General features: G+C 43.5%; 13 protein-coding genes. 3 read left to right on the top strand and 10 right to left on the bottom strand.

Annotated features, from left to right (window positions below):
- From L6H65_RS19455 to L6H65_RS19430, 6 genes are all read right to left on the bottom strand, one after another.
- Nucleotides 1-1,897 (bottom strand): lectin-like domain-containing protein (locus L6H65_RS19455; RefSeq protein WP_236344319.1); only part of this gene is annotated, 1,897 nt, incomplete at its 3' end.
- Nucleotides 1,898-2,252: 355 nt separating this feature from the next.
- Nucleotides 2,253-3,392, bottom strand: coding sequence for a response regulator (locus L6H65_RS19450; protein WP_236344318.1), 1,140 nt, complete (start codon nt 3,390-3,392; stop codon nt 2,253-2,255).
- Between the two features lie 216 nt (nt 3,393-3,608).
- Nucleotides 3,609-4,253 (bottom strand): ATP-binding cassette domain-containing protein, encoded by a 645-nt coding sequence (locus L6H65_RS19445; RefSeq protein WP_236344317.1) that lies wholly within the window; start codon nt 4,251-4,253, stop codon nt 3,609-3,611.
- A gap of 22 nt (nt 4,254-4,275) precedes the next feature.
- On the bottom strand, nt 4,276-5,130 hold the full coding sequence (locus L6H65_RS19440; RefSeq protein WP_236344316.1) for a hypothetical protein: 855 nt from the start codon (nt 5,128-5,130) through the stop codon (nt 4,276-4,278).
- On the bottom strand, nt 5,123-5,905 hold the full coding sequence (locus tag L6H65_RS19435) for a hypothetical protein (protein WP_236344315.1): 783 nt from the start codon (nt 5,903-5,905) through the stop codon (nt 5,123-5,125). Before L6H65_RS19435 ends, L6H65_RS19440 begins: the two co-directional genes overlap by 8 nt.
- Nucleotides 5,906-5,917: 12 nt before the next feature.
- A complete protein-coding gene (locus L6H65_RS19430) occupies nt 5,918-7,066 on the bottom strand; it encodes a hypothetical protein (protein ID WP_236344314.1) in 1,149 nt (382 codons plus the stop codon).
- Between the two features lie 247 nt (nt 7,067-7,313).
- On the opposite strand from L6H65_RS19430, the gene L6H65_RS19425 reads away from it, so the two are divergent.
- The gene (locus tag L6H65_RS19425; RefSeq protein ID WP_236344313.1) at nt 7,314-7,820 is read left to right on the top strand and encodes a DUF6147 family protein; all 507 of its coding nucleotides are present in this window, start codon (nt 7,314-7,316) and stop codon (nt 7,818-7,820) included.
- A 61-nt stretch (nt 7,821-7,881) separates the two neighbouring features.
- On the opposite strand, the gene L6H65_RS19420 is transcribed toward L6H65_RS19425, so the two are convergent.
- Both L6H65_RS19420 and L6H65_RS19415 read right to left on the bottom strand, forming a co-directional pair.
- Nucleotides 7,882-8,673, bottom strand: a complete 792-nt coding sequence (locus L6H65_RS19420; protein ID WP_236344312.1) for a DUF4367 domain-containing protein — start codon at nt 8,671-8,673, stop codon at nt 7,882-7,884.
- The gene (locus L6H65_RS19415; protein ID WP_236344311.1) at nt 8,666-9,244 is read right to left on the bottom strand and encodes an RNA polymerase sigma factor; all 579 of its coding nucleotides are present in this window, start codon (nt 9,242-9,244) and stop codon (nt 8,666-8,668) included. The genes L6H65_RS19420 and L6H65_RS19415 overlap by 8 nt, the downstream gene beginning before the upstream one ends.
- Before the next feature lie 199 nt (nt 9,245-9,443).
- Between L6H65_RS19415 and L6H65_RS19410 the strand changes: the two genes are divergently transcribed.
- Nucleotides 9,444-9,842: a hypothetical protein gene (locus L6H65_RS19410; RefSeq protein ID WP_236344310.1), complete on the top strand. Its 399-nt coding sequence runs from the start codon at nt 9,444-9,446 to the stop codon at nt 9,840-9,842.
- A gap of 84 nt (nt 9,843-9,926) precedes the next feature.
- The gene (locus L6H65_RS19405; RefSeq protein WP_236344309.1) at nt 9,927-10,655 is read left to right on the top strand and encodes a hypothetical protein; all 729 of its coding nucleotides are present in this window, start codon (nt 9,927-9,929) and stop codon (nt 10,653-10,655) included.
- A 136-nt stretch (nt 10,656-10,791) separates the two neighbouring features.
- Here L6H65_RS19405 and L6H65_RS19400 read toward each other — a convergent pair whose 3' ends face one another.
- Both L6H65_RS19400 and L6H65_RS19395 read right to left on the bottom strand, forming a co-directional pair.
- A complete protein-coding gene (locus tag L6H65_RS19400; protein ID WP_236344308.1) occupies nt 10,792-11,682 on the bottom strand; it encodes an ROK family protein in 891 nt (296 codons plus the stop codon).
- A 25-nt stretch (nt 11,683-11,707) separates the two neighbouring features.
- Nucleotides 11,708-13,186 carry a glycoside hydrolase family 32 protein gene (locus tag L6H65_RS19395; protein WP_236344307.1) on the bottom strand — a complete coding sequence of 493 codons (1,479 nt, stop codon included), beginning with the start codon at nt 13,184-13,186 and terminating at the stop codon, nt 11,708-11,710.
- Nucleotides 13,187-13,215: the final 29 nt, after the last annotated feature.

Genomic DNA, 13,215 nt, shown 5'->3' with positions numbered 1-13,215 from the left:
GCTTGTTCGGCTCGGTGATCGTCGCATCGATCACTTGGCCTACTGTCAAACCGGCACCGCCGATATTCACCGTCACGTCAGCTGTGCTGCCGCCATTGTTCGTTGCCGTTCCGATTACAGTACCTGATCCATTATAGATATTTACCGTTGCTCCTGCTGGAACATCCCCAACAACAACCGTATCTGTCGTGGAATTTGCAACCACATCTACTGGAGCCGCGCTTTGATCAGCAGCTGCTGTTGCTGGTGTCTTCGTACTTTCCAGCTTGTTCAGCTCGGTAATCGTTGCATCGATCACTTGGCCGACTGACAAGCCTGCGCCACCGATGTTTACTGTTACGTTAGCTGTGCTGCCGCCACTATTCGTTGCCGTTCCAATAACTCCGCCGACATTGTTATAGATATTTACGGTCGCACCTGCTGGCACATTATTCACAACGACTGTATCTGTCGTAGAATTCGCCGTTACTACCACTGGTGCCGCGCTTTGATTGGCTTGAGCAATAAACTCAACCTTATCGCTCTCCAGCTTGGAAACCTCTGTGATGGTAACATCAATCGCCTGATTATGCGCCAGTCCGCTGGCTATCGTCACCGGAACAGTCGCTGCACTTGCGCCGTTGTTGGTTGCAGTGCCGATCACATTACCCAGATCATCATATACCTTTACAGTCGCCCCTGCTGGAACGTTAGGTACATTGACCACATCTGTCGTCGCATTTGCAACTACATTCGCAGGTGCTGCGCTCTTCGCAGGCGGTTTAGGGATATTGATAGTCAAATCAGCGTAAATCCCGCCCGGCCCAATCGCTCTTACTACTGTTGTGAGCGGGTTCTCAGTCGGATTAATGACCGTCACGAATGCTTCCCCGTTTGCATCTGTAATAACCGTTCCCGGTTGAACGATAGCTCCGTTCGTCGCAGTTACTGTTATTGGAATGCCGCTTTGCACAGCTCCAGCTACGGCCGTCAGCTTTACCTTAACCGTGCCATCCGGCTGTAGCTCGCTTGATATCAAATAATTAGTGGGTGCTTGTCCATAGTTGTTGTTCACAACATCTATCGGACCATACTCATTATTGAAATACCAGGATTCAATATTATGCGTTTGATAAGCTCCGCCTGTCGCAGCTGTAAACCCAACAAACACCTCATCCTTGCCCAAAATATTTCTCAAATTCAATCCTGTAACTTCCAGCTCTGCAGCTGCAGGTCTTACATTAGTTGTACTAAGTCGGACCTGTATTGTGCCGGTCGAACCGTTGTAATCGACCCAAGCATGCACAGGAGTACCGGCGTCAGGGTTGAAATCAATGACCATTGGATCGACACTTTTGACATAACTGGCATTTGAGTGATAATTGTCTCCGTTTGTTACTAGAGCAATATGATTGTTATTAGGATCGTTTTTACTCGTTTGACTGTCTTCCGGCGGGGAGTTTTTCCATGTATCGAACTCGATCCCCACACTTGGCGTAATTCCCGAGAAGCCCATTCCGGAACCGCTTGAGCCGGCGCTGCTGGATTGTGTCTGAACGACAAATACAAAACCGTCAGCACCTCTATCATTGCCGCCGCTTCCTTGGTAACCGCCTTTATTCGGCATGCTAAAAGTGAAATAAGTACTAAAGGAACTATTGTTCTTCAACGATACTTCCTTGTTGTTGAACGCCGAGCCTCCTTGAGTCGCTGCAGCAGGCGTTAATTGCAGCTTATTGCCGGTAATGGACGCAGAACCGTTCATCTTTAATCTTCCATCATTCTGGAATTGCGTATAATAGAACGATATGTAATTCGTTCCTGAAGCGTTCACCTCAGGTGCTGGCATTAAACCAGTGAATAAAATAGCAACAATGACAAATAAACTCCAAAAACGTCGTATTCTCAAACTTTTCATATCCTCTACTCCTTTGCATTCGAGCTTGCATACCGATCTCACGACCGTTAGCCCAAGCCCGTTTCTCGCTAATCTTCGTTTTTTATAAACCCGGTCCTTTGCACGATAACAACCTTTTCTTCATAACTCCATCGATCATTCGTTTCGATTTCTCTCTCTAATTCTAGCAGGCTGACACTATGACTTCAGACCCTCCTACCAAAGAACTAAATCTCTCTATCCTCCTGTCGAATCTTGTTGAGAACATTTTACAGGATTGCACTCACCAAATACTGACCAACACACTTCTGCTGCCACAAAAAATAACCTTTGGAAGAATAGAAGGCGACCTTCTGCAAGAGAAAGCCGCCTTGACTTACAGAGGATTGCTGTTAGCCAATTGCCAACTCTGATACCACTCCAATATCTCCTGGCTAGGACTAACATCCGCCTCTTGCTTCAGAACCCCTACCATATGCCGATATTGCAGCTCTACGGAGTCGTTATCCTTCAAACGGTCATAGATGTTCATGATGGCCATATGAGCCTCTTCTAATAACGGTTCGTGCTGAACAACCCGATGGTAGATAGCCAATGCCTCACGATCCCTGCCATTCCGATCATAGAATTGTCCAAGGCTGCCAGACAGATCCAACCACATTCGTTTGAGCCGGTTCCGTTCAACCTCCGCCCAGAAATATTGATCCTCGCCAAAATAATCACCGCGGTAAAGATCAAAAGCTCTTTGATGATCGGCAGCGTTGATGTACGATATAGGCTCAAGCTGGCGCAATTGCAGATCCCATTCCTCAGCATCGACAGTCATTTTCTTCGTTTCCAAAATATAGCCGTAGTGAGAGAAGTTAATCATCATGACGTCCTTCAGCTCGTCGGTTTTGCACAGGTTTCGTATCCGGTAAATGCTGGTCTGCAAATTAGCAATACCTTTGCGTTCATCCAGACCAGGCCAGAGCAATTCCAGCAGCGTATCCTTGCTTACGATTTGATTGCGATGATGCAGCAGATAGGCGAACAATTCTTTAACCTTTGTCGTACGCCACTTGATCGTTTCCGGTTCATTGTTCGATATTTGCAGTTGCAACCTGCCCATGCAATTAAACTTTACCGATGGTTGGGCAACAGGACGTAAATGTAAATGAATGCGCTTGCGGACTCGCCGAATCGTTTCCATCAATCGCTCTTCTGTAACAGGCTTGAGCATATAATCCAACGCTTCCAGCCCAAAAGCATCAAATGCATATTCCCGATGAGCGGAAATAAAGACGATATCCGTACTGGGGGTGATCTCACGTATTCGAACAGCTAATTCTATGCCGTCCATTCCAGGCATCTGAATATCAAGGAAGACAATATCCGGCTGAGATAAGGCAATCTGTTCAATGGCATGCTCGACATTCACGAACGCCCCAATCACATTACAGTCATCTATGGCACTCAATATTCTCTCCAGCCTGCTCAATGCCAGACGTTCATCATCCACTAGAATCACTCTCATCAGATGCACCTCCCTCAATTACCGCTACATGTAAGAATGCCGATATTATTATCCTTAATGACATCTTAATGTAACCTATACCAATTTTCAATTTTCATTTTTAAATCATGATCAATTATATAAAAAAGCTAGAATCCGACCCATAATATTACAGAAAAATAGACTGACACCCCAATTGCATAGGAAATGTCAGTCTAAAAAATACTTCACAGCCATTCATCGAATAATTGCAAGCTCTCCCTGATCCATTTCACAAACCGTATCACAAAGGATTTCAATATCCTCTGCACTATGGCTGGCCAACAAGATCGTTATTCCTTCGTCGCGCAAGTCCAGCAGAAGCTCTCGAATGTCATTTACCCCTTGTTTATCGATTCCATTCATTGGCTCGTCAAGCAGCAGAATGGATGGACGTTCCATAATAGCTTGAGCAATCCCTAGCCTTTGCCTCATTCCCAAAGAATATTTGCCTGCCTTTTTCTTGCTTTCGGGGTCTAGCCCAACTCTCTTCAACACAGCCTTAATCTCATCCTTGGAAATTATTTTATTAATGTCTGCTAAAAACTTCAAATTTTTGAAACCCGTATAACCAGGTAAAAATCCAGGGGTTTCTATAATAATTCCTACATCCTTAGGAATGTCAATATCCTTCCCAATCGATTTGCCGTTTACGGTAATTTCACCTGAGGTAATTGGCGTAAATCCACAAATACATTTTAATAGCATCGTTTTGCCAGAGCCATTCCGCCCTACTAAACCATGAATCTTATTCCTTTCAAAATCGATAGATATATCATTTAAAGCTCTATTTTCTTTAAAGGTTTTGCTAACATTCATAACTCGAATGACAGGATCAGCCATAAATTAAATTCTCCTTCTAGCATCAAATTTGCGGAGAGATTTCTATATCGCGTTTGCGTACGGATAGTACTGCAATAATACTCAGCACAATAATGGAGGAAAACAAAAAAACTATTGCATACATTGGTGTCGGACGCAGCGATAGGCCGCTTGGATCAAGAATAGTTAAGCGAGCCATTGATACTGGAGAAAAATTGTAAAAATAATGAGAGAGATTATTAAAAATTGCAAAGTCAAACAATATAATAGCAGCGCCAATGATAGCGCCAATTGCCCGTTTGAAAAAAGTATTCATAATAAAAATGACAAGTCCTATTATCATTCCTACACACCATTCCAGCAGTAGGCTTAAGCTAATGGCCTGAATCGGCGTATATGATGACTGTAGGTTAAAACTAATCGGCAATCGAACATTGAATTCTTGACCAGCGTTCGTTTGAGCCAGTGTACGAAGCACTTTCCCCCATTCTGGGCTTACGAACATATTGGGAATTAGCAGCAGCATGCTGACAGCAGCTATGAACAAACAATAAATAGCCGTACTCAATGAAATATACAGAATCTGTCCCAACGCCCAATGTATTCGTCCACTTCTAATGAGAAGATAAGGCTGGCCTTCATTGACAAAAGGAGCGTCACAAAAGAGCAATACAACCCCAAACAGCATAAACATTTGCGTATAGGCGAAATTTGATAGGAACGGAAACAGCCAAGAAGAAACTCTATAGCCCGAAGCATGTGAAAACTGTATGATCGGACCTATATAGGTCCACATTAGAATAATAAGCAAAGCAACAAGAATATATATGCGCGGATTAGTAAACCATCTGCGTATCTGATTCCCCGCAATAGAATAATAGTTTGGCAGGCTACTCATTGGACAGCCTCCTTGCTGTTGTTTTAACAAACAATAATCCAACTCCAGCTAGAAGCACCCCAACCAATAAAGTTGCGTAAATTAAACTAAAAGTCGTTCCACCAATGATAACGTCACCATTGGTTACTTCGTTTAATTGCAACCATATCGGAAATTCAACGGTGATAAAATTCAGCACATACAGTCCAATAAAGGGAAGAAACAACGCTACAAATTTGTTCGGCATAAATGCGGAAGCACACAGACCTACAATCGCCCAAAAAGCCCCTGCCAATGCCGCCAAATAAATATAAACAACGAAATACGAGACATATTGACCGTCTAGCAATAATTCTCCGCCCAGCGTTCCAGTTGCAAATGCTTCAAAGTTGCCTGCCACAGGAGAAACCAGTGGAATATGGATTGCGAATGGAACAATAAACAATATGATTCCTACAACGACAGCCATTGCAGAAGATAATCCGCAAGCTATAATCTTGCTCAAGGCATACCTGAATGAACCAACGCGTATAACAACTGGCCTCATATATTTACTGTTCCAATCGATGCAATAGCTTATCGTATATGGCAAAACACAACATAATATTATGATTTTGTTGAATCCGCTAGCCTGAGTAGAATATTTAAATAACAATAATACATCTGGCGCATATTCGATCTCGCTTCCAGCACCTGCATAATAGATAAGCCAAACACCAAGAATGGCTAGTAAAAAACCGCTTGAACCAAACGCACGCTTCAAATCCATCGAAAGAATTCCAACTGTTCGTTTCATAAGCCACTCCAATCAAAGGATTTCTTCTCCTGTAATAGCGTTAATTCGCACTACAACAGGCTCTGTATTTATATGATCTCCTTTGCTGTATTTTCTATCGATATTAAAATACCAAGCCGGAACCATTTCCATTTTTTTATCAAACAGGACGCCTGTTTTGGAGTCAACATTAGAACTGATGAATACGGGCACGTAGACAATGGAGATTCTCGTAACTGTTAATTCGTCCTTTAGTATGATCGCGTCATACTTTTCTTTCAGACTATCCAGTGCTTGTTCCATAGAAATTAGAGAAGAGGGAGCGACCTTGCTTCCCTGCTCGGCGTATATGGATCCTACAATCTCGAATGATTCAATTCCACGTTTCGAGAAAACTACCCTTACCTCGCTGCTTGGAACCTCGACTTCTGAACTCCGCAGTGTATAACCGGTAGAAGCGATCGGCAGACCATGCATATCAATCGAGAAAATCATATAGTAGCTTTCATCATCTTTGTTCCATGTTTCTCTGACCTTGGTTTTTCCTAAATCAACATAAAATTTAAAATTTTCATCCTGCATTAGCAGGTCTTGTTCTTGCTGAAGTGTATGGTGGTCCAAAGCATATACCTTGGAGGGGAGATGAGGCGTTAGTTCTAGTTGACCAAAGACCGCTGCAACTTGTTCCACAGCTTTGGATTTCTTGATGGAGTCCAGCTCTTCTAATTTAAAACTGGCATCCATTTTATCGCTCATATTATTGATTAGTGTGCTTGCATGATCCCCCATAGTCGTAACAAAATTAAAAGACGATGATTCCTTGGAAATTCTCAGCTTGTTGTCTTTATATGTAAATACAACTTCACTTTCATTCTCTTTCTTCACTGCTCCCTTCGATTCTAATAAAACAGCGGCTAGTTTATTCTCATCAAACACGTGGTCATTAACTTCAAGCAGAGGAATATTCTTCTCATCAGGTATATCCAACACTGCATCCACCTTAAGATTCGTTGTCAGCGTTTCTGTATACGTCTTGCTTTCAGTAGTGCTTGTTGGCGGATTCTCACCAAGGTTGTTCTCTGTTTCCTGAGGGATTGGTTTAATCTCTTCAGTGGTGGAGCAGGCTGAACATAGAACCACGAGTACAACGATAACAATGAAACGCAATCTTTCATTAAACATGACTTCACTTCCTCAAGTTGATTTAAATTACTTGCCCCTTATACAAACGCATTTAATTGGAGAAACGTTACACTTTATCCTTATTTTTTAACCTTAAACGTCAAATAGCCCACATCTTGTATAGAGGATCTGGGTGTAAAATGAGATTAAAAAACATTTTTAGAATTTTTTAAAAAACCAAAACAAAGCTGCATTCTAAGTGTTTATAGGAATAGGCTATAAAAAACCAATAGAAAGAAGGTCAAGTATGTCCTCCAACAACCGCAGCCTTTTAGTCAGCCTTATTTTGTTTGTGTCCTTATTCAGCGCAATCTTATTCGCAACAGATGCTCAAGCAGATGGAGCCACTCAACCTGGAGCCTTAACTCCGCCGCCTCCGCCCATTGTGGATCAACCTCCCCCTCCAAGTGCCTTTGATCCTGCTCATGATTATTTAGAAGATGGATTAAGCAATATCGCGCAAACACCGCACCAATCCTCGGCAACTATCAATGGAACTACACATGCAACCCAGCTAGTAGATCAAATTGGAGTCACCTTCTATTTGCATCGATGGACAGGCAATCAATGGGAAAATGTTGGGAATCCCATTTATCGCAGCAGCACTCAAAAGACTTCTTTTTCTATTAATGTGACATGGAATGTAACTGCGGGTTATTATTATCGCGCAAAGACGCTTCATTGGGTAATGGAAGGCGGTATATACGAACAAGGAGAACGCATCAGTAATTATATTTTAATCCCCTCGTCTTAGTGTTCCTTTGAAACGATACAATCCGGAATCCCGTCCAGGAATCCGGATTGCCTTCGATTGTTTATTTTTTCATCATATGCTCTGCAATTTGAATCAGGTCATTTCGATCTATATACCCAAGGATGTAAATATACATGTTCGATTGCAGAAATTCGAGTTTATTTGCTCCGCCCTTATTCAAGGTCAAGATGCCTTCACTGAGAGAAAGCTGAACAGTCTCCACCGTTGCTGCTGCAAGATTGGCTCCAGATCCGATTGCAAAATTGTCGCTTAGTCTGGTAACCGTTATTCGAAGCAACTGCTTCTTGCTATTCTGATAGACGAACATAATGTGATCGGATTTTGTTTTTGTTTGCGACTGGGCTACCTCAATCTGCATGAGTGTGTAACCCTTCGGAATATAATTCAATTTGGGCATATCAAATTGCAGCATTTCTGAAGCTTGTTCCTCCGTTACCTCCACCATTGTCATTCCGCCATCTTCAACTACAGAGAAATCCTCTTCAGAAACAATGTCCGAATCATTGGGTGCAGCTGTCTTTGCTCCTTTGTCGGAGGTTATATTGCTGCCGAAAAAAAAGGCAACAACTTGATTAGGCAATTCCTTCACAGCCTGATAAAAGGGTGAAAACGCGGTGACACCTGTCGGATTCCCGAATAAAATAGCCCCAGCTAGAAAAGAGACCGCTACCAGGCTGCTTAAAGCCAGCCTTTTTCGAGTCCTTTGCTTGCGGCGCAGCTTGGCATATTGCTGTTTCACTACTAGCCATGATTGTTCTGAATCAGGCACAGGCATCTTTGGCATGCTTTCCAATGCTTCGTCGATCAGCCGATCCAATTCACTATCATTCATTGGTATTCATCCATTCTTTCAGTTTTCTCCTCAATGCAGCTCTTGCTCGATGCAATTTTTGCTTTATCGTTGTTTGGGGCAATTGCAGCTCCTCGGCCATTTCCTGGTAGGACAGCTGCTGCTTCCACCTCATCTCAATGATAACCCGATACTCAGGCTTTAACACCTGAATATATTTCAACACTAATTCTTTGAGCATTCTTTCCTCCACATGTTTCTCAACAGACTCCTCTGATATGAAAGGAGTTCCTTCTAGAAAAACACTTTCGATACTGGTTTCGTTACGGTTTTTTTTCAGTTTCCGCAAGTAGGTTAATGCAAGATTTCTTACCGTCACTATTATCCAGGCTTTTCGGTAGTTGAAATCCTGAGCAGGAGGGGCTTTAGCCAGTGTCTTAATAAAAGCCTCCTGTATAACATCCTGTACTGCGCCGTAATCCTGCAATATAAACAGAACTCTATTATAGTTGATCTTGTAAAAATGCTGATAGACCTCTCGTTGAAGGGATTCATCCAGAAATGAAAACTGTGGGGAAATGAGCAACAACAGCTGATCTTTTTCATCATTCATTGCATGCAATATCCTTTCCATTGTAAAACATAGGACTACAATTAATCCCAACATTTCTGTTAGTTCCTTGAATTATACAACAAAAACCAATTCTGGTCATAGGGCAATAGTCGAATCAGAAAATTTAAAAGAAGGGATTTGTTGTTGGTTTCTGGAATATGATATCTAGTACGATAAAATTTAATTGGGAGGTAAGCAAATGCTTAAACGGACTTCATATTACTTTTTTTGGACAGTCGGGTTCTTTGTTGTTTTATTTTTAGCAAACAGGCTTTTTGGTTATTTCGACGCAAAACATAAAGAAACAATGAACCTTGCCTACAGTTTATGGTCTTGGGGAACAATTCCAATCCTAGTTGGTATCTATTTTTCTTTGTTTAGAGGTATTCCTAAAGTGTTGACAGTAGAGCGGTCTCAACTCGTTATTCTCATTTTAAGTTTTATAGCAACCGCATATCCTTTCTTAACCTATTACTTAGAATTTCCTACAGTGGCATTCGTCTATAATGGATTATTTAATTACAATGGACATTTTCTTGTTGCGTTTCTATTGGGATTTTCTTTAGTAAACAGTTTTTTTAAATTTAAATCCGACTAAACACGTGAGAATAGTTTGACAAATGGCATTGGGTAATATACGATCAATATATGGTTTAAATATAAATTTATAGGAGGTTGTCTGATGGGTAAGAAAATTGTTAGTTTGGTGTTATCAACGTTAATCACACTTTTATTAGCATTTCCGGTTATGGCTTCGTCTCCCAACAATCAATCAAAAATATTAGAGAGGCATGTAGAAATAAAGAATCAAAAAAAGTTGGTTGAAAGAGCGAGAAATAATATTTCGGATTTGCCAATCGATAATCAGGTAAGTAAAGAAATCATTCATTCCAAGGGAAATACAAGTTCGCTCTATGTTACTAAATATAAAACAGCACAACTATTATCCAGAGAGCAGAACACAAGTGGCGATATTGTTTCTACCTATGCAGTTACAACACTTGCCAGTTACGATTCATCCAGGTATGACTCTGCATGGGACTCAACATCTGCGATTCAAGCCTATTCAACCGTTTATGTTTCTTATGTTAATGATAGTCACGGACTCGTATACTGGAAGCTGGATCATGTCTCAGGCGGATGGGGGATATATAGCAATCAAATAACTTTATCTAATCTGAAAGTCATATATGGAGTGTCTGGAATTCCAATTGGCGGCGGTTTGTATCAAAAGAGCTTAACTTCAAATCCAACAACTCTCACATTTAATTATTCAGCTCCAACAACCTGGAAAGCAGTTCTATCTACAGGAGCTGGTATAGGGCAACCTAATGTTGGAGTAACGACATCGGCCACTCTATCTGCATTCGGTTCTACATGGTCTCTTCAATTATCAAATATTTATGCCTAACCTTCCTTGATTAGAGTCCAAAAAAACATGCCTACTCATCACGAGCAGGCATGTTCTTTCTTGTGACGACACACTTGTGGCTACGTCAGAGTTGTAACGCAAATGAGGTTTGAGGCTGGAACAACGGGCTTCACCCTTACATCAAAGTCACCTGTCTCTTCAGTGCCGAAAGTCCTAACGCTAATGCGCCGTATAACCCGGCATGCCCTCCAAGACCCGGCGGCACGATATAATCATCCATTTGCTGCAGAATCTCGTTTGCGTTTATATATCCGTTCAAATTCTGTTTCACCGCATTCCTGATTAGTGGGAACAGCTGGGATTGCTGCATGACGCCTCCTCCAAGAATCACTTTCTCCGGTGAATTCAAGAGAATGGCCCCTGTAATCGACTGGGCGATATAAAAAGCTTCGATTTCCCAAGCCCGATGCTCCGCTGGAAGCTCATCCCCCTTCACTTTCCAGCGGGCCTCAATCGCCGGCCCAGCCGCCATGCCCTCAAGACAATCCCCATGATAAGGGCATATGCCTGCAAAATCATCATCCGCATGCCGTCTTGTCAGCACATGACCGCCTTCCGGATGAACCAGACCATGTACAAGCTTGCCTTCCGAATAGACGCCGATTCCGATCCCTGTCCCTACGGTGTAGTACAGACAGCTTTTTAATCCCTTGGCTGCCCCCCATGTCGCCTCGCCATAGGCCGCTGCATTCACATCCGTATCCCATCCATAGGGAACCGGAAACTCTCGCATCAGGGTGCCTAAAAAATTATAATTTCCCCAGCCTGGCTTTGGCGTTGTTGTTACATAGCCGAATGTCGGACTTCCGGGGCGAATATCGATCGGACCAAAAGAGCCGATTCCGATCGCATCCACTTGTTTGTCTTTGAAATACGAAACGACTTTAACGAGAGTGATCCCGGGAGGTTCGGTCGGAAAACTGATCCTGTCCTCGATTTCACCGTGTTCATTGCCGATTCCGCATACAAACTTAGTCCCACCCGCTTCGATTGCTCCAATGCGCACCCTTGACCTCCTCCTTTCTGCTTACTCAGTCAAAAACTTTGGCAGAGGGTGCTATAGCATACACTGACAGTGTTTCCAGCAACAGTCGCTCTTGATCAGTTGCCAGCGAAATTCCTATGGATGCATGATCCGGGAATATCAGGTCGGTAATAACCACCTGACCCTCATTGGTGAATACTTCGACAGAGGAACGGTCCACATAGATGCGAAGATTGACCGTCTCGCCTGACGATTGCAGCTTTGCCGTATGGAGCCCCCTGAATTGCTCATGAAAATCATGAAGCCCTGATTTCGTACGGTCTACATACAGCACTCCCTGAGCGGCGTCCACGCCAACAACGGTCTCTTCATCGCCCCCTGCTCTCACCTTAATGGCAAAGGATGAATCAGACGCAAATACAGCATGCAGTTCATAGCTCTCCAGTTGCAGGGAAGACAGCGCCTTCTGCGCTTCTTCCCAGGAAACATTCACAAGCTCCAGCACCGGAATACGGGCGCTCTCCAGCTCACGCACCGGCTTCTGCACCACGATTACACCGCCGTCCTGATTCGAACGAAGCATAAGTTCCCGCGGTATGGTCATAGCGCCGCGGAATTCCTCTGCCGGAATAAGGTTGGCATACTTCCAGTTGCTCATCCAGCCGATGAAGAGACGCCTTCCATCCGCCGATGGAACGTCGGACCAGCTTACACCCGCATAGTTATCCCGGCCGTAATCCAGCCAGCGCACGGTATTCGAGTCTTCGTCAGGTGTAAACGCCAGACCGTCAAAATCGCCGGTAAAATACTGCGTCCTTGAGCCTTCCGTATAAGCGGGATCATCGCCAATGCTGACCAGCATCACCCATTTGAGCCTCGATGAATCCTCATCAATACGCAATGGAAACAAGTCGGGGCACTCCCACACGCCGCCATGGAAGCCTATGCCTGTACCAAATTCACTTCCAAACGTCCATGATTTCAAATCGGGAGAATGATACAGACATACCGTCTGACCGCAAGCGACAATCATGATCCAACGGCCCGTCTCCTCATGCCAGAACACTTTGGGATCGCGAAAATCGACATAGGAATCGTGCCTGAGCACTGGATTCCCCTCATATTTAGTCCAGCTTCTTCCGTTATCCTTGCTGTACGCGAGACTTTGAGTTTGAACTGGGTCGCTGCCTTCCACCGCTAGATGATGAGTGAAAATAGCGACAAGGCCAGGCTCGCTCCCGAAAAATCCGGTTGTATTGTGCCAGTCCACAACAGCGCTGCCCGAGAAGATCATGCCGATCTCATCCGGCGCGAGCGCAATGTCAAGCTCCTCCCAGCTGACGAGATCTTTACTGACGGCATGGCCCCAGTGCATCGGTCCCCAGGTTGTTCCGTAAGGATGGTACTGATAGAAAAGATGATACTCTTCTTTGTAATAAACCATTCCGTTCGGGTCATTCAACCAGTTCTCTTGTGGCGAGTAATGATAGATGCCCCTATAATTTTGTTTGATAATGGCAGGCATGATGCACCTCTCCTTTTCCCTTAACCCGG

This window comes from Paenibacillus plantiphilus, from assembly GCF_927798095.1.
Classification (GTDB): Bacteria; Bacillota; Bacilli; order Paenibacillales; family Paenibacillaceae; genus Paenibacillus_Z; species Paenibacillus_Z plantiphilus.
This window is presented reverse-complemented; position numbering and strand designations above follow the sequence as displayed.